Annotated in this window: 17 protein-coding genes and 1 riboswitch; of the genes, 15 read left to right on the forward strand and 2 right to left on the reverse strand. The window is 43.9% G+C overall.

Going from position 1 to position 19,743, the window contains the following annotated elements; all coding sequences use genetic code 11:
• The first annotated feature begins 17 nt into the window (after positions 1-17).
• The 14 genes from KQI32_RS04760 (at position 18) to KQI32_RS04825 (ending at position 17,798) form a co-directional block, all read left to right on the forward strand.
• Positions 18-1,211 (forward strand): glycosyltransferase, encoded by a 1,194-nt coding sequence (locus KQI32_RS04760; protein WP_216424175.1) that lies wholly within the window; start codon positions 18-20, stop codon positions 1,209-1,211.
• Positions 1,212-1,230: 19 nt separating this feature from the next.
• Positions 1,231-2,397, forward strand: a complete 1,167-nt coding sequence (locus tag KQI32_RS13570; protein WP_216424176.1) for a glycosyltransferase — start codon at positions 1,231-1,233, stop codon at positions 2,395-2,397.
• A 75-nt stretch (positions 2,398-2,472) separates the two neighbouring features.
• A riboswitch (cyclic di-GMP riboswitch) is annotated at positions 2,473-2,564 on the forward strand.
• A gap of 283 nt (positions 2,565-2,847) precedes the next feature.
• A complete protein-coding gene (locus KQI32_RS04770) occupies positions 2,848-4,158 on the forward strand; it encodes an O-antigen ligase family protein (protein ID WP_216424177.1) in 1,311 nt (436 codons plus the stop codon).
• A gap of 29 nt (positions 4,159-4,187) precedes the next feature.
• Entirely contained in the window at positions 4,188-5,216 is a 1,029-nt protein-coding gene (locus tag KQI32_RS04775; protein WP_216424178.1) for a glycosyltransferase family 2 protein, read from the forward strand.
• Between the two features lie 37 nt (positions 5,217-5,253).
• Positions 5,254-6,912, forward strand: coding sequence for a hypothetical protein (locus KQI32_RS04780; protein WP_216424179.1), 1,659 nt, complete (start codon positions 5,254-5,256; stop codon positions 6,910-6,912).
• Between the two features lie 12 nt (positions 6,913-6,924).
• The gene (locus KQI32_RS04785) at positions 6,925-9,219 is read left to right on the forward strand and encodes an EAL domain-containing protein (RefSeq protein WP_216424180.1); all 2,295 of its coding nucleotides are present in this window, start codon (positions 6,925-6,927) and stop codon (positions 9,217-9,219) included.
• Positions 9,203-10,039 carry a metallophosphoesterase gene (locus KQI32_RS04790; RefSeq protein ID WP_216424181.1) on the forward strand — a complete coding sequence of 279 codons (837 nt, stop codon included), beginning with the start codon at positions 9,203-9,205 and terminating at the stop codon, positions 10,037-10,039. The genes KQI32_RS04785 and KQI32_RS04790 overlap by 17 nt, the downstream gene beginning before the upstream one ends.
• Positions 10,040-10,053: 14 nt before the next feature.
• The gene (locus tag KQI32_RS04795) at positions 10,054-11,061 is read left to right on the forward strand and encodes a glycosyltransferase family 2 protein (RefSeq protein WP_216424182.1); all 1,008 of its coding nucleotides are present in this window, start codon (positions 10,054-10,056) and stop codon (positions 11,059-11,061) included.
• Between the two features lie 557 nt (positions 11,062-11,618).
• Positions 11,619-12,254: a single-stranded DNA-binding protein gene (locus KQI32_RS04800; protein WP_177691669.1), complete on the forward strand. Its 636-nt coding sequence runs from the start codon at positions 11,619-11,621 to the stop codon at positions 12,252-12,254.
• Positions 12,255-12,510: 256 nt separating this feature from the next.
• The gene (locus tag KQI32_RS04805) at positions 12,511-13,932 is read left to right on the forward strand and encodes a hypothetical protein (RefSeq protein WP_216424183.1); all 1,422 of its coding nucleotides are present in this window, start codon (positions 12,511-12,513) and stop codon (positions 13,930-13,932) included.
• Positions 13,933-13,980: 48 nt separating this feature from the next.
• Positions 13,981-16,611: an alanine--tRNA ligase gene (gene alaS / locus KQI32_RS04810; protein WP_216424184.1), complete on the forward strand. Its 2,631-nt coding sequence runs from the start codon at positions 13,981-13,983 to the stop codon at positions 16,609-16,611.
• Positions 16,612-16,675: 64 nt separating this feature from the next.
• Positions 16,676-17,020: a histidine triad nucleotide-binding protein gene (locus KQI32_RS04815; protein ID WP_177691672.1), complete on the forward strand. Its 345-nt coding sequence runs from the start codon at positions 16,676-16,678 to the stop codon at positions 17,018-17,020.
• A gap of 136 nt (positions 17,021-17,156) precedes the next feature.
• The gene (rpsU, locus tag KQI32_RS04820) at positions 17,157-17,333 is read left to right on the forward strand and encodes a 30S ribosomal protein S21 (RefSeq protein ID WP_177691673.1); all 177 of its coding nucleotides are present in this window, start codon (positions 17,157-17,159) and stop codon (positions 17,331-17,333) included.
• A gap of 21 nt (positions 17,334-17,354) precedes the next feature.
• Positions 17,355-17,798 carry a GatB/YqeY domain-containing protein gene (locus KQI32_RS04825; protein WP_177691674.1) on the forward strand — a complete coding sequence of 148 codons (444 nt, stop codon included), beginning with the start codon at positions 17,355-17,357 and terminating at the stop codon, positions 17,796-17,798.
• 91 nt (positions 17,799-17,889) lie between these two features.
• Here the strand turns inward: KQI32_RS04825 and KQI32_RS04830 are convergent, their stop codons facing one another.
• Entirely contained in the window at positions 17,890-18,756 is an 867-nt protein-coding gene (locus KQI32_RS04830) for a patatin family protein (RefSeq protein WP_374197055.1), read from the reverse strand.
• A gap of 77 nt (positions 18,757-18,833) precedes the next feature.
• On the reverse strand, positions 18,834-19,163 hold the full coding sequence (locus tag KQI32_RS04835) for a hypothetical protein (protein WP_177691676.1): 330 nt from the start codon (positions 19,161-19,163) through the stop codon (positions 18,834-18,836).
• Between the two features lie 113 nt (positions 19,164-19,276).
• Between KQI32_RS04835 and KQI32_RS04840 the strand changes: the two genes are divergently transcribed.
• Complete coding sequence (locus KQI32_RS04840; protein ID WP_177691677.1) at positions 19,277-19,495, forward strand: helix-turn-helix transcriptional regulator; 219 nt, start codon at positions 19,277-19,279, stop codon at positions 19,493-19,495.
• Positions 19,496-19,743: the final 248 nt, after the last annotated feature.

Consider the following 19,743-nt stretch of genomic DNA (forward strand, 5'->3'; position numbering starts at 1 on the left):
GACAGGATATTCTATTCTTGGGAGGACTGTTTCCGAAAGAATGGGAGCAGGAAATGATAAAAGATTCCAAGGGAGCGGTGCAGAATGCTGCGAATACGCTTCAATGGAACATGATAAAAGCATTGGAAAGCGGTCTTGAGGAACCACTCACGGTTTTAAACGCCCCGTATATCGGTTCCTATCCACAGCGCTACAGAAAGCTTTTTATCCCGGGCGGGAGGTTCAGTCATACGCCCGGAGCGGAGGATGAAAGCATCCGATTTTGCAATTTGGCCTATTGGAAATACTATTCCATTTATTTTCATTTGAAGCCGGCGTTAAAAAGATGGGCGGAAAAGGGAAAGATACATGACAAGGCGGTTGTGGCTTATGCTCTAACCGGAAATAATCTAAAGCTTTTCCGCTTTTTAAAAAGACATTTTCCTGAAATTCGAACGGTTTTGGCAGTTCCTGATCTGCCTGAATTTATGAATTTGGGGCAGGAAAACAAGGGTTCCTTGTTTCATTTGCTCAAACATTTTGACGTAAAATTTATTTACCGCAATCTAAAATATACAGATAAATTTATTTTGCTGACCGATGAAATGAATGAGCGGATCCAGGCGGCAGAGAATGATTATGTGGTGATGGAAGGAATTGCGCCGGAACCGTTTGAAGATAACACAAAAAAATTTGCAGATAAAACAATGCTCTATACCGGCGGTCTCGCAGAGACATACGGAGTGGTCGAGCTGTGTGAAGCATTTCACAGAACCGCCGATCCGGGGTATCGTCTTATCCTGTGCGGAAGCGGGCAGGCGGAAGAGAAAGTGAAGCATTATGCCAAAATGGATCGCCGGATATCCTATCTTGGCCTGATAGAGCGGCTTGAGGCGCGGAAACTGCAGCGCCAGGCCAGTGTGCTTGTCAATCCGCGCAGGGATGAAGGCGCGTTTACAGCCTATTCCTTCCCCTCCAAAATTCTGGAGTACATGAGTTCCGGAACGCCGGTTATGATGCGGAAATTAAAAGGAATTCCGGCGGAATATATGAATTACTGCTATCCGATCGGTTCGGACGGGATAGAAGGCTTTTCCGCCGCAATAGACAGTGTGCTTTCAAAGAGCCAGGATGAATTGACGGCATTCGGAGCAGCCGCGCAGCAGTTTGTGACAAGGGAAAAAAGTGCACAGCGGCAGGGAGAAAAGCTTCTGCGGCTGCTGGAAGATTAGCGGAAGGGTTGAGGTATGCGTGAAAAAAAGAATACTGTTTGTCAGTCATGCGCTGGGCAAAGGCGGTTCCGCGAAGGCGCTGATTGCCTTGCTGGAAAAACTGGACTATGATAAGGCGGATGTCACACTGAAACTGCTTGCCCCTGCCGGAACGCTTCGGGAGCCTTTGCCGCAGCAAGTTAAAGTCTCCTATCAGGACAGCTGGCATGACTATTCGTCACAGTTGAAACTGGCATGGAAAAAGCATGTCTTTTGGATCTATCTGATCGATAAATTTTTGAATTTCTTTCATATATCACATGGTCATGCTTTCTATCAAAAAATCATCGACGCTTGCCTTGAGGTGGAGCCGGAAGACAATGCACCGTGGGATATAGCGGTTGCGGCTTCCGAGTTACTGCCTACCTATTATGTTGCCAAACAGGTAACAAACGCAAAAAAGAAGGCGGCATGGCTTCATTCGGATTATCAGGCGATGAGGGTAGATGCTGGAATGGATCAAAGGTACTATGATAAGATGGATACCATAGTGACGGTGAATATGGATTGTGCAAAGTCCTTTTGCACCGTGTTTCCGGAATACCGTCAGAAGACAATGGTAATAGAAAATATCATTCCGGAACAGTCGATCCGTCAAATGGCGGAAAAAGAGATTGTCCAAATGGACGGAGGACTCAATATCATAACGGTATCAAGACTTGACCTTCCGTCCAAACGAATGGATAGGGCTGTCCGCGTATGCCGGCGTCTGCTGGATGCAGGCATTCCTGTCAAGTGGTATTACATCGGCGATGGTCCGGATCGAAAAAAAACGGAGAGGCTGATAAAGAAATATCATTTGACGGACCGCTTTCTTTTGTTGGGAGAAAAGGATAATCCTTATTCCTATATGAGGCAGGCGGATTTGTTTGTTTTGCTGTCACAGTATGAGGGGAAGCCTCTGGTTATTACCGAAGCTATGCTGCTGGGGTGTCCGGTTGCCGTCACCGAATACCGTTCCGCGAAGGAACAGGTTCCGGAAAAGTGGGGATACATTATTCCCAACCGGGAAAAGGGACTGGAAGACGCTGTTTTGGAAATTGTAAGGGACACTGCCGCAATCGAAGAAAAAAAGAATGCATTAAAAAGCTATGTGATAGATAACCGGCCGGCGTTAAAACAAATAGACGTGTTGCTGGATTTCTGAAGAACCTGTAAAATGAAATAATCTGTTTAAAAATGATTGACATACTGTAAAAAAGTGTGTATAATTATACTGAAAAATTGATAAGAGTAATCCTGTTGAAAAGCAGAGACACAAAGCTATAGGGTCTAAGGCTTTTTTGAAAGAAGCTATGACAGCCAGTTGCCGTTTTTGAACAAAATATATGTTTGAAAACGGTTTTTTGATTTTATGGGCAATAAAATCAAATGAAAACATATTTAACAGAAATCATTTCTCGGCTGCAAAGCTTTCCCCTGTAAAGGGAATCCAGGAATGTCGGTTTCACTGGCACGCTGAAATGTATAAGCGTTTATCCAAACGTCAAAAAACGCTGTTGATTGCAGCAGGGGCGCGCAGGAATTTCCGCATACGCAAAACTCCGGTTTAACGGCAGATTTATGAGATTCTGTATCGCGGATAAGGGGGGAAGAGATGAACTGGGTGAAAGAATGGAAAAAATATTTCACACGCAGTAATATCCTTTTAGGTATCGCTGTTGTTCTTCCTCTTGCGCTGGCGTTTTTTCCCAGCCTGTCAACTGTAGCAGCGATTGCGATTGCCGTCATTTCGCTGTTCCTAATCACAAAAGATGCGTTTTATTTGATTTTTATAGTGACATTGTTTTTTTACAGCCAGCTGGTACTTCCGGGTGGTTTAGCGCTGTACCGTTTTTTTAATTATCTGCTGCTTATAAAGATCTTTTTTGATTATAAAAAGCTGTCTTTGAATTATTTTATAATCGCACCCTTTTTTGTGATAGTGATTTACTGCGGCGCGGCTTTGATTCCGAATCTTGGAAGGCTTGGAGTCTCCACGCTGGCGGATGTGATCTTGGTTCTTTTGTTAACCGGACGGATTTTGAAGGACAAAGCATTGTTCCGTAAATTTTGTATGGTTTTCATTGCGTCAGCCTTGGTTTCCGGTTTTTACGGTGTTCTCGGCAGGCATGCGTTTCAATATGCTGCCGATTATCGAAATGGCATCTGGGCAGTATATGTTACCCGTTACCTTGGGAGTTTTGTGGATCCGAACTACGCGGGCTTCTTTTTTAACTTAGCGCTTTTCATGCTGTTTTCTTTAAAAACTACCGTAAGCTGGAGAGTGAAATTGCCAATAGCGGCGATTCTTTGCTGCTTTTTGATTGCAACGGTCAGCTTATCGTCGATGATATGCTTTTTCACGACGTTTATCCTTTTTGCTTTTCTAAAATGGCCAAGAAAAGCGGTTCCTGTTGTTTTGGCGCTGTTTCTCGCTGTAGGGGGCTTTTATGGCGCTGCGAAGACAATACCTTTTATTTCCAATATTCAGATCGTATCGGATCTGATTACGAGGGTGGACTCACAGCTGGGGTTTATAGAAGAGAGAGACACGGCAAGAGTCACTTCCGAGAGAAGCGAGACGTGGAGTTCCTATTGGGAGTATTTTAAAACACAGACGATAACAAAAAAATTGTTTGGCGGAAATATTGTAATGGCATCTTACCTGGAGCCGAAATTCCAGAAAGAGATGGTTGGGTTTCCGCATCAAGCCTATATCGGCTTGCTGTTAAATATAGGTATTATTGGAACTGCAGTTTTGCTTTTAGGCCTTTTGCTTAAAACGGTATTCTATTTGCTGGAATATTTAAAAAAGCGGGAAGACGTGCATTTGATTTTAATCACGACTACATATATGTGGATATTTTTTGGTATGGGAATTGATTTCTTTGTGGATTGGAAATTTTTCTTTTTCTATTTCCTTTAACAAAATTTGTATCCAGAGAAAGGTGATATATGAAACCTGGTATTAGTATTGTCGTTCCGGCTTATAACTGTGAAAAATATATAGCAGCCTGTCTGGAAAGTATCATGGTGCAGACTTTCGGTGACTATGAGGTGCTTGTGGTGGATGACGGCTCTACCGATCATACAGAAGACATACTGGATGAATTCGCGAAAACGGATAGGCGGATCCGGCTGTTCCGTCAGGAGAATGCGGGTCCTTCCGCGGCAAGAAACACGGGGATCCGCAATGCGGCCGGGGAATATATTATGTTTTGCGACGCGGATGATACCATAACTCCGCATACCTGTGAAGCATTGTACAGCGAAGCGGAAAAAACATCCGCGCAATTGGCGCTGGCGGGACATATGACGGAAATTATTCAGGATGGGGAATCCGTCTGCTTAAAGGAATATTATCCGCTATGCTGCGATACCTGTATCATCTCCGGAGAGGAATTAAGAAATCAAATTTCGAAACGCTTTGAGTATGGAATCGCTCATTCCGTTTGCGGAAAGCTGTTCCGCAGGGAATGCCTTGAAAAGAATCATATTTTATTTGATGAGACGATAGATATTGGAGAGGACCTTTTATTTAACTTATCTTATTTGCCGTATGTGGAAAGATGCAGCTGGATAAACCGATGCTTATACCACTATTATTACAGAACCGCCTCCGGCAGCTTGGCCACACGGGTTCAAAAAGATACCTTCTGCAAAAAGGTAAGACTTTATCATGAAGCAATCCGTTTTTTTGAGACATATCATACGGATGATTTGGGAAGCGCCTGCCATATGATGAACCGAAGACTGTTCCTGGAGGCGAAGGAATGCATCAGAGGAACGGTGAAGCAAAACGATTCGTTTCGAAATGTCATCAGACAGCTAAAACGAATACTGGAAAACAGCACGCTGCAGGCTGCGCTGACGGAGATACAAAGCAGTATAGGGAAAGAACTTGGCTTTAAAAATGTGCTGATTTGCCGCATGATGCAAAAACGGCTGGTCAACTGTGTTTATCTATTGTTTTACCTGTTCTGAGAACAGGCATGAAAACAGAAAATCGGGGGTGGACGATTTGAGAATATTGCGATTTATTTTAAAAAACTGGAAACGGTGTATTGCTTTTGCAGCTGTATTTGCATTTGCGGCAGGGGTTTATACGGCATATAATCAGCATTTCACGGAACAGCAGAATTTGTCTTTTGTATATTCCAGCGCAGAGAAAGGGCGTTATCCCGATGGAAGCAGGTTTGAGATTTATGATCTGCTCTCCGATGAGGTGCTCACCTTAACTCTGGAACGGCTAAACCGGGATGGGAAATTTTTAAACCGGACAGTGTCGGAACTGCGGGAGTGCTTTTCGATTCGTGCACATCTTTCCGCACCGGTGCAGGCAAAGATTCAGGAAACGAGAAAAAACGGCGAAAATTATTCCTATATTCCCACGGAATATGTTGTCACCGCTTCCACCGGGAAAAAGCTTGGTTTTCTGAATATCCGGAATCTTTTTGTTGAGAATACGGCAAAAGAACTTCTCAATGCTTTAACCGAAACCTATTATCAATATTTTCTGGATGAGCACACGGAAAACAATGTGCTGGCGAAAATCAGCGAGGAGCCGGATTACAGCCAGTATGACTATCCTGAAATTGCGGATTCCATGGAGAGCAGTATCAATTTATATCTGCAGTACCTGCAGTCTAAAAAAGCGGAGGACGCCACGTTTCGTTCTTCTGTGACAGGCAAGTCTTTTAACGATTTGATTTCAAGCTTTGAAAATCTTCTTTCCATCCGTGCCAACACCTATAAATCCTATGTATACGCCAGTAAGATATCCAAGGATAAGGAGGCCCTTATCAGCGTATACGAGGCACAGATCGAAGATTTGCAGATCAAAGCCAATAAGAAAGCCGCGGAATCCGAGATTGCTGGCAAAGCGATGGAAGAATATGATCATACGTTTGAAGAGAGCATCGTAATCACCGGAGTGGATAAAAATGATGAAGTCTACCAGGTAAAGCCCAAAACAGGTTATGATTTTGTGACTAAGCAGTCATTGGATGCTGGGGTTGAATCCAGTGCTTTCCAGGAGGAGATTAACGATAAACGACGCAGGATCGAGGAATACAGGCAGGTTAGTCTTTCACCCGATGAGGCGGCGCGTATTGCCGCGGTCAGCGACAGTATGATCGAGGAGATAACCAAAGAGCAGATGAGTTTACAGCAGACAGCACAGCAGACAGTGGCAGACTATTTAAAGATGAAAAACAGCGGCTATGTCAAAATAAAACAAATTGATAAGAAATATTTGAGTGCCAGCTTTTTGATAAAGATTTTTATCGCGGCAATTGCGGGAATTCTTGTGGCTTTGCTGTATGCATTCCTTTTGTGGCTGAAAAAAAGATTTATAGAGCACAATGAACCTAAGACAGTTGACGGGGAATCCGGCGGCGAAACGAAAAAAACATTGTCAAAAAGGCTCCTCCGAAAGAAAGAGAAAAAAGAAGAGACCTCTCCGGCAAAGGAAGCCAAAGAGAGAAAAAGGAAAAACGTCAAAGCGGACAAAAAGAAACAACCGCCAGTGAAAGAAAAAAAACAAAGAAGCAAGAAAAATAATATCCAACTGTATGATACAATGAAAGATCTGGAGAGTAAATTGGCGGGGTTGTCTCAATATGAACCTCTCGGCGGACAGCGGCAGGATTCCTCGGATCATCCGGAAATCAAAAAGTAAGGGGGTAAGCAGATGTTTGAGCTTTCCATTGTTGATATTTTTAAATATATCTATAAGCATCTTAAACTTGTTGTGATTTTCGCCCTGCTTACTTCTATTTTGGGCTATTCCTATGCGAACAGACTACAGAGTTACACAGCTTCCATCGTAATCAAATATTCTTATGACGGGATCGAATCGGGACTGACGCCTACGGGAGCACCGCTGGATGTCTATGAGATCACTTCGCCCAGCCTAATTGAAAATGTGATAAAAACGGTCAATCTAAATATGAATGCAGAGAACATCCGCAACAATCTTTCGGTTGCGCCGCTCGTCGATGAAGAGACACAGGAGAAGATTAAGGCGAAGACAGAGAAAGGGGAAGATTACGACTATTTTCCAAGTGAATATATTGTATCCTATCATTATGCGGGAAGCTATGGCTTTACCCACGGCAATTTTGTGCTGAACAGCTTGATGCAGGAGTATGAGAATTTTTTTCGCACAAAATATTCCGGAGATAAAGTGTTGCCGGATGTGCTGAGCACCACGGATTATTCCACATTGGATTATATGGAAATCTGCGATCTGTTTAAAAATCAAATTGATCAGGGAATGACTTTCACGGGAGATCACGCCAAAGAAAATGTGAGCTTCCGTTCTTCGGCGACTGGACTCACCTTTTCCGATTTGCAGGCTCGCTTCAACTGGCTGAACGATATCGAGTACACAAAGCTTTTGGCAATTATCAAAAAGGGTGAGATATCAAAGAACGCAGAGACGCTGATTAAGAGATACCAATATAAAATAGAAGAACTTCAGCTGAATCAGAAGAAAAAGCAGAACGAATCGGATCTTGCGCTGCAGAAACTGCTGCAGTTCTATCGTGAATATAAGCAGTATCATGCCTATAACAATCAGTCCGGAACAAACTATAACGGCGGCTATAACACGGGCAACAACATTCTTCAGAGCGATATCCTCGGAACCGAAAATATTAGGGACTTTTTGACCACCTACGACGATATTCTGCTCCAATATGTAAACAGCGGAGTGGAGGCTCGTTCTTATGGAGAGGATATCAACTATTATCAAAGCATCATCGACATTTTCAGCACCGATGATGTGCCGTGGGATGAAAAACAGATCATGCGGGAAAAGGCGGATTCTTTGCTTGGCAAAATGGAAACACATCTGAAGGAAATTATCGAATTGGTAAATGAGACGGCTTCAGACTATTATAAATATAAAAGCGGACAGCAGATCAACTATCTGTCGGCAGTCGATGTATCCGCACAGGTACCGGTTGCCACATATGCTTTCGTAAGTTTATTCCTTGGGCTGTTTTTGGCTCTGTTCCTGGCGATCACCATTGAGCTGGTAAGAAAATACCAACGGATGGAAAAGGAATCTGTGGAGCTCATCCCTTATCAGGGACTGCAGGCGGGCAGTGAAAATTATATTGAGGCGGTCTCTGCGGAGGAGCTCACCGTTGCGAAGGCGCTGGTAGAGGATGTAAAAAATGATTTTGCGGGATTCAAGTTATTTTTTCAGCCCACTGTAAACACATCCGGGCGGTGGATTGGCGCGGAAGCCTTGCTTCGGTGGGAAAATCATGACTTGGGGCCAAAACTGCCGAATGAATTTATTGAGATCGCTGAAAAAATTGGCGTAATGACGATTTTAGGGGAATGGGTATTCCGGCAGGCCTGTGAACAGTGCAGGAGATGGAATGAGGAGATTGGTCCGGATTTCAGTGTCTGCGTAAACTTTTCTATTTATCAAATTTGCAGTTCCACTTTTATTGACCGGATCTGTGAAATTTTAAACAGCACACAAGTGAATCCGGAAAATATTATGATTGAAATTTCCAGCCGGGGGGAGATCGAGGATCTGGAAATGGTTGCTCAAAAACTGCGGGTTATCAAATCTTTGGGGGTAAAGGTGTCAATTGACGACTTTGGCACATCCACAAGTTCCATTAACCTGCTGCACAGTTTCCCGCTGGACATCATAAAGATCGACCGTCAGTGCATTGCGAATCTGGATAGCAATAAACAGATGATCATCAGTATATTGGACATCGCACACAGTATGCGTATCAAGGTTTGCGCCGAGGGAATTGAAGACCAGGAGATGGCAAGACGGGTAAAAGCGCTTGGAATAGAGTACATGCAGGGATATGGTTTCGCGAAACCGGTTGATGCCGGAAACTTTACAACAGTATACCAAAATGCGGAGAGATTTCAGGAGGAGCAGAGAAAAACGGAGCAAATAGAGCTTCTGAAAGACAAGCAGGTGGAAGAGAATGAAAAGACTGATTAAGGTTTTGGGAATCCTTCTTGCAGTTGTTCTAGGATTTGGCGGATACCTCTTTTTTGACGCGAACAATATCCGTATTACCTCCTATGACATCCACTCTCCAAAAATCCCTTCAGAGTTTGAGGGCTACCGCATAGCGGTATTTTCTGATTATCACAATGCGCCGTATTATGAACAGGCACTGGAAAAGACACGGAAACAGAAACCGGAAGTTATCTTTCTCACGGGAGATATGATCAATGATGACGAAAGGGAACATGAGAGCACCAAGGCGTTGATACAGGGGCTTGTGCAGATTGCACCTGTTTACAGTGTCACGGGCAATCATGAAATGTGGAATCCGGGTTACAGTGAATTCAAAAAATTTCTGGCGGAAAGCGGCGTACATTTGCTGAATTATCAGGGCGTTATGCTCAAAAAAGACAACGCCTATATCAACCTATACGGTGTTGATGATTTCAGCATTACGGATGACCAGATAAAAGATTCCGCGCAGATAAAGCAGCTGGAGAACTTCAGCCAAAAATGGGTATCGCCGAGCGGTTTTCATATTCTTTTGATGCACCGTGCCAATGCATTTCCTTATATCAAGGATCTGCATTTTAATTTGATTTGTTCCGGCCACCTTCACGGAGGAAAGATGCAGATTCCGATTATCAGCGATTGGATCAACGAGAAAAAAGACAATATTTTCTATTATGCCAAAGGTCTCTTTTCGGAAGGTAGTGCCAAAATGGTGGTAAGCCGCGGTATGGATAGAAATTTGAAGATGCCAAGGATATTTAATCCTCCGGAAATCGTAATCCTCACATTAAAGAAATAGAAAAGGTGGTCTTTATGCAAAGGCATCCCCTTGTCAGCGTCATTGTACCTGTTTTCAATGAAGAAAAAAGGCTGATGCGTTGCGTCGCTTCTCTGCGAAGTCAAACTTATGAAAAGATAGAGATACTTTTGGTGGATGACGGCTCAACCGACGCCACCGGACGGATAGCGGATGAATTGGCACGGAAGTATGGGCAAATCCGCGTCTTTCACACCAAAAATCAGGGGCAGGGGCTGGCAAAGAACATTGGCTTGGAACATGCGGCCGGGGAATATATCGGTTTTGTGGATGCCGATGACTTTATAGAGAATAAAATGTATGAAAAGATGGTGGAGCATGCGCTGAAAAGCGATGCCCAAATCGTGCAGTGCAGCATCAGCCGGGCAGACGAGAACGGCAGCGTGTTTCAGAAGATATATAAACCGTCAAAAGAAGTTTGGGTTACAGATCGGGGAGCATTTTTCCGGGATTGGATAAGTTATGGTGATTTTTCTCACGGGTGCTGTAATAAGTTATATCAAACGGATTTTCTTGACAGGTATCGCATACGGTTTCGTAGCAACCAAGAGGTTTGCTATGAGGATTTGCTGTTTAATCTGGAAGCGGCTTATCATCTGAAAAAGCTGGTTAGCCTGTCAGAGTGTTACTATTACTACACCTATACGCAGAATAGCTACTCCCAGTCCGTGAAACCTGGGAATTCCGAAAAAATTTTGAGACTGTTTGCTTGCTTTCTTCGGAAAATCGATTCCTGTGGAGATGAAATTTTGATATACGAAGTGAAAAATCTGGCCTTGAAACAGATCTGTTTGGTTTTTTCACGTGTTATATGGGAACGGGACGGTCGGCTGTCCATGAGAAAACTTATGAAAACAGAGCAGATGCGGGACTACTTGAAAGCTCTGGATTCCCCAATGAGCCCTCCCTATCGCCGGAGAATCGGAAAAATGCTTCGCTTTTTGCCATATCCCTTAAAATATGTCTATTTATATGGCTATTTTCGAAAACGTTATGAATGGTAATGCTTTGGAAAGTCGGTAAAATACATCTTGAAAGCAGAGGACTTGAAACCTGTTGTATACAGGTTTTGAGTCCTTTTTCTTTTTCTGGTCATGAAAAAAGAAAAACTATCATAAAACAGAGGGAAAGCTAATACACTATTGATAGAACGGAATAAAGATTTCTGCCGTCTTTGCAGGCGGAGGAATTTTCAACGGAAGTTCCGGCAACCTTGGGCTTAAGAACGTTAAATGACGGGGCAAGGCCCTTATGGAAGGAAACGAAAAGGGGAGAACTGATGTGAAAATTTATACCTTCAAACCATCCTTTCTTGTTTCATACCTATTCATCTTTCTGCTTATCATAGGTTCTATTTTTTATGTGGCCAGCAATGCAAAAGGAGCGTCCGACGAGGTGAACAGGCAGATAAGCGTTAGGGCATAGGGAAAAGAGAAATCTGATAAGGGATGAATTACAGCATGATATGTTTCGCTTTCTCAGCGCGAAAAAGAATTTTGCTGGGAATCCGGGACAGCAGGGGTGGCCCTGATAGAAATAAAATATTGGGAGAGATACAATTATGTACAGTTGTGAAAACGAAAACAACTACTGCGAGCTAGTGGGAAGCGTTCACAGTATGCCCGAATTCAGCCATGAGATCTACGAAGAAAAGTTTTATAAGTTCCAGCTGATGGTGGAACGGCTGTCCAAATCCTGCGATTTTATCAATGTGACTGTCTCCGAGAAGCTTTTGACGGATGATATTTGTCTGAAGACCGGAGAGAAAGTACATATCACAGGGCAGTTCCGTTCTTACAACAATTTTTCAGGAGAGGGCAGCAAACTGGTTCTTACCGTATTTGTAAAGGATATCAAAATGTTTCATGAGGGGGAAGAGATTGACAATCCCAATCAGATTATACTGAACGGTTACATTTGCAAGGAACCCGTTTACCGGGTGACGCCCTTTGAGCGGGAGATCACGGATATTTTGCTCGCTGTAAACCGGCCGCACAACAAGTCGGATTATATTCCTTGTATCGCCTGGGGCCGGAATGCAAAGTTTGCTTCCAAACTGAAGGTCGGTTCCAATGTTCAGATCTATGGACGAGTGCAGTCGAGGGATTACCAGAAAAAGCTATCCGAAACACAGATTGTGGAGCGCACAGCCTATGAGGTTTCCGTGACGAAGCTGGAAACACTTTCTGAGGAATAAAGGGGTTAGAAGAGCGCCAAGGGATTTGGAAGAAGTCCTTTGGCGCTCTCTATTTTTTCGAAATTTATGTTGAAAAAAATCCAGATTTATTATATGATATATATTAGTGTAGTTTAAGCATTAAAGAGTCGAACCAATATGGTGTTCCCATGCAAACGGATTACGATTTTGTGTTGAAATGCCGTGAATACGCCAAGATTGCGTACGCTTTTTTCTTGATTTTTTAATGCTTTCGTCTGAAATAGGAGGGAATCAAATGCAGGACAGCAGGAAAAAGATATGCATCATAACCCTGGCACTTTGCTTTATCACAGCATTCATTTATCTGTTCTTTCCAATGAGTGTCAGCATGCAGGACAGCGGTGCTCTTGCACATATTGAAAAGGGACTGGGGCTTTCCAAAGCCGAATCCACTTTTGAAAACGGAAACTATGCGGAGCTGAAATATAAAATTCAGGAAAAAGGAAATGCGGAGGAATACAACGGGGCTTCCACACTCTATATATCACCTCTGGTCTCTGTCAGCAAAGCCTTTCACAAAAATTTTGATATACGCCTGTTAGGCTTATTTTATCTGATTTTGATGCTGGCGGCGATCTGGATTGTATTGCGGCATGTTACCATGAAACAGACATGGCAGAACATTATGCTGGCAGCGCTCTTATACTTCGTCTTTTTTGATGTGGCTTATCTGGTATACTTTAATACACTGTATACGGAAGCGGGATTTCTGGTGTTTTTGGTGCTGGCCTGTGCGCTGTACGCCAAGCTTGCATTTTCGGACAAACCACAGAAACCGACGTTGATACTGTATTATCTCTGTGCGTTTCTGCTATGCGGAATGAAGCCGAACATAGCTTTTGCGGGAATCTTTTTCGCTTTGATGGGCCTTCGCCTTCTGCCGCTGCGCAGGGGCTATACGTTCCGCATATTAAACGTTGTGCTGGCCGCGCTGATTGCGGTAGTGCCTTTCTTTCAATTTCGGGATGTTATGCCTGCCAACCGGGAACAGAATCTGTACAATTCGGTGTTTTATGGGATTTTAAAGGATCAGGAGGATGTTCCGGCGGCTCTTGAAAAGCTTGGTTTGAGCAGCGCTCTGGCCCCCTATGCAGGAACGGCGAGCTTTCAGGTGAACATTGACAGCGATGATTTGAAGACAGAATTTTTTGACAAGATTGGATATGGGGATGTTGTAACATACTATTTGACGAATCCCAGCGTATTCTTGGATAAATGGAATGTTTCTGCCAATAATGCCTTTGAAAACCGTCCCCGCTATCTGGGAAATTATACGGTTGAAAGCGGGAAGGAAGCAAAAGATTTGGCGGGAGGCTTTGCACTGTATTCCACAGTGAAACGCACTGTGTTTCCGGCAAAGACAGGGTTTGTACTGCTTTTCGCAGTGCTCTTTATTGTTGGGGCAGTATACTTGAGAAGAAAGACGGATAATGGGGGAGGCAAAGCATTCTGCGACGCTTCTGTGATTTTAGGGTTTTTTTCCCTTCTGCTGTTCCCTGTCCCGGTGATAACCTTTGGGGAATCCGAACTGGCCAGACATATGGGCGTTTATGCCATGCTGTTTGATGTGATGTTTGTCATCGCCGTATGCGGTATCGCATTGATTGTCACCCAGCGGCGAAACAACCTGAAAGAAAAATACGGTGTAAATCAGTAAAAATAACTTGCATATTTTGATATTATAGAAAAAGGTGGAACTGTTACAATGGAAAAACTAGGTTTGAATGAGATTCGGGAAGCTTACTTAAAATTCTTTGAATCCAAAGATCATTTGCGGATGAAAAGCTTTTCGCTGGTACCGAAAAACGATCCGTCCCTGCTGTTGATTCCGGCCGGGATGGCTCCTTTAAAAAAATATTTCACTGGGGAGGAGAAGCCTCCGAGAAAACGGGTAACGACCTGTCAGAAATGTATCCGCACACCCGATATCGAGCGGGTTGGAAAAACCGATCGCCACGGCACCTTCTTTGAGATGCTGGGCAACTTTTCCTTTGGAGATTATTTTAAGGAGGAGGCAACCGCGTGGGCTTGGGAATTTGTCACGAAAGTGATGAAGATGCCGGTGGATCGCCTGTGGGTTACCATCTATCAGGATGATGATGAGGCCTTTGAGATCTGGACAAAGAAAGTGGGTGTTTCCCCTGACCGCATTGTCCGCATGGGCAAGGAGGACAATTTCTGGGAGATCGGCGTCGGTCCCTGCGGTCCCTGCTCTGAAATTTATTTTGACCGCGGTGAAAAGCACGGCTGCGGTAAGCCGGACTGTAAGGTAGGCTGTGACTGTGACCGGTATGTTGAATTCTGGAATCTTGTATTCACCCAGTTCCACAGAGACGAGGAAGGCAACTATCATAAGCTGGCGCACCCGAACATAGATACCGGTATGGGGCTGGAACGAATCGCGGCTATCATGCAGGATGTAGGCAATCTGTTTGAGGTGGATACGGTGAAGGCGATTCTGGACAAAGTCTGTGCAATTTCAGAGAAAACCTATCATGCGGATCCGGAGGATGACGTGTCTATCCGCGTTATCACCGACCATATCAGAAGCACGACTTTCATGGTAAGCGACGGCATTCTGCCCTCCAATGAAGGGCGCGGCTACGTTCTGCGGCGGCTGCTCAGAAGAGCGGCGAGACACGGAAAGCTTCTGGGAATCAAAGAGAAATTTTTATACAAACTGTGCGACGTGGTCATTGAAGAGTCCAAGGAGGCCTATCCGGAGCTTGCCGAGAAACAGAAATTTATCCGGGAAGTGATCAGCACCGAGGAAGATAAATTTGAAAAAACCATCGATCAGGGCTTGATTATTTTGAATCAGATGATTGACAGGATAGAAGAGAACGGCGTTCTGGATGGTGCTTCGGCTTTTAAACTGTATGATACCTATGGTTTTCCGTTGGATCTCACCCAGGAAATTCTGCAGGAATCCAATGTGAAAATTGACGAGGAAGGCTTCTATAAGCACATGGAAATTCAGCGCGAAAAAGCCAGAAGCGCCCGCAATGACAACGGCCAGCTGGGGTGGGATAAGAATATCTACTCCAAACTGGACAAGGATCTGAAAACCGAATTTGTCGGATATGACAACGAGGAAACAGAGGCGGAGATCAAAGCGATTATCAGTGAAAATGAAATTGTCGGCAGTGCGGACGGCGAATGCGTTATCATCACGGATAGAACTGTGTGTTATGGCGAGAGCGGCGGTCAGGTAGGTGATCACGGGATTCTTCAATCATCCACCACAGAGGGCGTTATCTATGACACGCAAAAAACGGCGGATGGAAAAATTCTTCATTTTGTCCGTGCGAATGACGGCGAATTTCGTGTGGGAGATCAGGTTACCATCCGCTTTGATAAGGAATTGCGTGAGTCCACAAAGGCAAATCATTCCGCTACCCATCTGCTGCAGAAAGCGCTTCGGGAAGTGCTGGGAAGCCATGTGGAACAGGCTGGCTCCTATGTGACGCCGGAGCGTCTGCGCTTTGATTTTTCCCATATGAGCGCTATGACGGAGGAGCAGCTGCTGGAGGTAGAGCAGAAGGTAAATAACGCAATCATGGCAGGGCTGCCGGTCGAGATTTCCCAGCGCCCGTATGACGAGGCGGTAAAAATGGGAGCGATGGCTCTGTTCGGCGAAAAGTATGCGGACATTGTCCGTGTTGTCAAGATGGGCGACTATTCCGTTGAATTGTGCGGAGGATGCCATGTGAGCAATACGGCAAAAGTAGGACTGTTCAAAATCCTGTCCGAAAGCGGCGTTGCCGCTGGTGTGCGCAGAATCGAAGCCATCACTGGCCTCAATGTGCTTGCCTATATCTATGAAAAAGAACATACCATCAAATATATTTCTTCCATGCTGAAGGTTGGAACGGCGGAGATTGTCAACAAAATTACCGCATTGAACAGTGAGCTGAAAGAGGCGCATGAACAGATTGACCACTTTAAGGAGCTGGTTGCCAAAAGCGGCTTGGAGGACGTGAAGCGCAATATGCATGAAGTGGGCGGCGTCAAAGTGGTTCGCGGCGCTTTCGTGGATGCTGACGTTAATACGCTACGGAAAATGGGAGATGCCCTGAAGGACGAGTTTGACTGTGTGGTAGGCGTTTTTGCCGCCTATTCGGAAGAAAAGGTGAACCTGATCGCCGTCGCGAACAAGGAGGCGGTGAAAAAGGGAATCCACTGCGGTAATATCGTGAAAGAAATCTCCAAACTGGTGGGTGGATCCGGCGGCGGGCGCCCCGATTCCGCACAGGCCGGCGGCAAGGATTCCGGAGGTGTGGACAACGCGCTTTTGAAAGCGATGGATGTCATCAAAGAACAGGTGAACCAATAGAGGCAGAACGAAAAATATCCGGTATTTTTCAATCTCTAACGGAAAGCAATAGGAGGTTTTTCAGATGGATGACTGTATTTTTTGTAAAATTATTAAGGGGGACATTCCCTCCACAAAGGTTTATGAGGATGACCTGTGTTACGCTTTTAATGATATCAGCCCTACGGCGCCGGTGCATGTGCTGATCATTCCGAAACAGCACATTGCCTCCTGCAATGAGGTGAACGGCGAAAACAGCGGTGTCATCGGCCATATTTTTGAGGTGGCGGCAAAGATTGCAGCGGATCTCGGATTGTCCGAAAAAGGATACCGGATTGTAAACAACTGTGGGGAAGGGGCGGGACAAACCGTGTTCCACCTGCATTTTCATTTGATTGGCGGCAGGGATCTGCTCTGGCCTGCAGGCTAAGGAAAGAAAAAAAGAAACCCAAATAAATATCTCTAAATCAGTTGACATTTGTGCAAAAATAGGATATAATATATTTTGCTTATTGTAAATCAGTAAGTCCCAAAGCATTTTGCAGTAGCGGAGGGAGGGGAACAGAATGTCAGAAATCAGAATCAAGGAAAACGAATCTCTTGACAGTGCTTTAAGAAGATTTAAAAGGCAGTGCGCTAGAAGCGGTGTGCTTACAGAAATCAAGAAAAGAGAGCATTACGAAAAGCCTAGTGTAAAGAGAAAAAAGAAATCCGAAGCTGCAAGGAAAAGAAAATTTAAATAGTTTCAAATAGGGGCGATATTTATGGCTCTCAAAGAGAAATTAATGGAAGACATGAAATCTGCCATGAAGGAAAAGGATCTGGTTAAAAAGAACACGATCCAGTTTGTTCGTGCAGCGATTCTTCAGGTGGAAAAGGATAATAAGGTCACCTTGGACGACGAGGGAATCACGGAGATCCTTGCGAAGGAAGTGAAAAAGAGAAAAGATTCTCTTCCCGAATACGAAAAGAGCGGCCGTCAGGATTTGATTGACACGCTGAACCGTGAAATTGAAATCATCCTTGCCTATCTTCCAAAACAATTGACAAAAGAAGAATTGACCGTTATTGTAAAAGAAGCAGTTGAAGCAGTCGGCGCAAAAGACATGAAGGATATGGGAAAAATTATGGGCTATGTCCTTCCAAAAATCAAAGGTGTCGGCGATGGCAAAACGGTAAATGAAATTGCAAAAGAAATATTGTCATAAAAAAAGGCTATCGAAAGATAGCCTTTTTTGTGTTTCTTAACAGAGTGAAAAAATGGCCTGCCGGGTTTGAAACCGGGCAGGCTATTTCGCTTTAACAATCCTTTTCTCCCAAAAAAGCACGCAGGGCGTCGCGCTGTTTTTTTGTTATATGATAGCCGTCTTTGTACAGCTGCGCCAATTTTTCAGGGTGTTTTTCAAAGCGGCCGATATCCACCGGTTCCGCCGGACGGATGACAAAAGCGTTTCCTGCCGCCTCCAGCTTTTTTATATAGTCAAGGGTTTCATTGTAAACCAGATGCCTGCGTTCCATTGCCTCCACCAACCTGGGATATTTTTTATATTTTGCTTTCAGAAGGGAAAGGGTTGAGGTCGGTTTTTTGCGGTACTCCTTGTGCTGTGTCAAAACAATCACGTTTTTTGTGTTGCCGTCCAGAATGGATTTCCGTACCGGTATGGGATCGGAAACCCCGCCGTCCAGAAAGGGGACGCCGTGATATTCCACAACGTTGGAAACCAGCGGAAGAGACATGGAAGCCTCAACGGGCTTATAGTCCAGTTCGAGATCGGGCACAGGGAAATATTCACAGCATCCGGTGATGCAGTTTGTAGCTCCTACCACCAGTTTATTCGACGCGCTGCGGTAGGCTTCATAATCAAGCGGCTCCAGTTGATTGGGGATGATATTAAACAGCATATCCACCCCGAACAGGGAGCCGGTTTTCAAAAGATTGCCCAAGCTGAGATAGCGCTTATCCTTGATGTGTATGGTGTTGATTCTATAATTTCTCTGATACTGGTGGGATACGTAGGATACCGCGTTGCAGGCGCCGGCAGAAACGCCGACAATATAAGGGAATTCTATTTTTTCTTCCAGAAAAACGTCAAGAACACCGCCGGTGAAAACACCGCGCATTCCGCCGCCCTCCAGAACAAGTCCGATTCGCTCCAAAATGTTCACTCCATTGCTTTTTTCTTTATTTTAAATCATTTCTGTCATTTTGTCCAGAACAAAGAAAAATAGATTGGAGGAAAAAGTTATTTTTTTAGAGTTCTTTCTTCGTGCTCTTTGATTGCGGTTAAAATGATAGGAAAGCTTTTAACAGTGATAGATTCCGTCATAAAATAGGAGTGATTATAAGGAACAAGATACCAGTGATAGCTTCTTTCATAAAAAATAATGGATAATGAATATCTATTTTTTCGATAAATAATTTCCAAACCAGTTTTACTGCAAAAAACAGAAAAGCCTTGCTGAAAGAACTCTTTTCTATTGTGTATGAGATATTCTGAAATATGTTGAATAAGCAGAGTCGTACAAGATTCATTAATGATACTGTTTTTCGGTAATAATTCATTTTTTGCCATAGAATGATATCCTTTCTAAAATTATAACCCGAAGTAAAACTTCGTGTTTTAGAATATTTTAGCATGCTTTCGATATAATGTCAATATAGTGCATTTTAGAAAGGGAAGAAAGCATGAGATTAAAGTTAAATGACTATGAACCAAATGAAGCGATGAGAATTATTCGGGAATGGACACATTTAAGTCAGGTTGAATTTGCAAAAAGCATTGGCAGAAGCGATAGGACGATTCAAGCATGGGAAAGCGGAGAAACAGGATACAGTGTGGAAATGCTTTTAAAAATAGCAAAGATGTACAATATTGAAATTATTATACAGAAAAAACCTTATTAAAAAGCTTACTTTTGATTGGAAAAGTAAGCTTTTTTTATAACATAGGAAATTGCGCGAAATCGTGCGCAATTGCATGTTTCAAAAAACAGCGTGCGGAGCGCGGCTGCGTTTTTCAGAATGAAAAACGGGTCTGCTTCTAACTTTGTGTAAAGTCCAAACAAGGGTAAAATTGGTTGGCAGGGAGTGTTTTTGCTCCCTGCTTTTTCAATATAACAGAAACATGGCAAAAACTCAAGCCTTAATCCGGC

The organism is Acetivibrio sp. MSJd-27 (genome assembly GCF_018918095.1).
Taxonomy (GTDB): domain Bacteria; phylum Bacillota; class Clostridia; order UMGS1840; family HGM11507; genus HGM11507.

What these genes read in the sequence shown, in the direction of transcription:
- KQI32_RS04815 (WP_177691672.1), top strand. Translation starts at nt 16,676, where the DNA reads ATGGATGACTGTATTTTTTGTAAAATTATTAAGGGGGACATTCCCTCC.
- KQI32_RS04800 (WP_177691669.1), top strand. Translation starts at nt 11,619, where the DNA reads ATGTACAGTTGTGAAAACGAAAACAACTACTGCGAGCTAGTGGGAAGC.
- KQI32_RS04785 (WP_216424180.1), top strand. Translation starts at nt 6,925, where the DNA reads ATGTTTGAGCTTTCCATTGTTGATATTTTTAAATATATCTATAAGCAT.
- KQI32_RS04795 (WP_216424182.1), top strand. Translation starts at nt 10,054, where the DNA reads ATGCAAAGGCATCCCCTTGTCAGCGTCATTGTACCTGTTTTCAATGAA.
- KQI32_RS04770 (WP_216424177.1), top strand. Translation starts at nt 2,848, where the DNA reads ATGAACTGGGTGAAAGAATGGAAAAAATATTTCACACGCAGTAATATC.
- KQI32_RS04805 (WP_216424183.1), top strand. Translation starts at nt 12,511, where the DNA reads ATGCAGGACAGCAGGAAAAAGATATGCATCATAACCCTGGCACTTTGC.
- alaS (WP_216424184.1), top strand. Translation starts at nt 13,981, where the DNA reads ATGGAAAAACTAGGTTTGAATGAGATTCGGGAAGCTTACTTAAAATTC.
- rpsU (WP_177691673.1), top strand. Translation starts at nt 17,157, where the DNA reads ATGTCAGAAATCAGAATCAAGGAAAACGAATCTCTTGACAGTGCTTTA.
- KQI32_RS04840 (WP_177691677.1), top strand. Translation starts at nt 19,277, where the DNA reads ATGAGATTAAAGTTAAATGACTATGAACCAAATGAAGCGATGAGAATT.
- KQI32_RS04825 (WP_177691674.1), top strand. Translation starts at nt 17,355, where the DNA reads ATGGCTCTCAAAGAGAAATTAATGGAAGACATGAAATCTGCCATGAAG.
- KQI32_RS04775 (WP_216424178.1), top strand. Translation starts at nt 4,188, where the DNA reads ATGAAACCTGGTATTAGTATTGTCGTTCCGGCTTATAACTGTGAAAAA.
- KQI32_RS04790 (WP_216424181.1), top strand. Translation starts at nt 9,203, where the DNA reads ATGAAAAGACTGATTAAGGTTTTGGGAATCCTTCTTGCAGTTGTTCTA.
- KQI32_RS04835 (WP_177691676.1), bottom strand. Translation starts at nt 19,163, where the DNA reads ATGGCAAAAAATGAATTATTACCGAAAAACAGTATCATTAATGAATCT.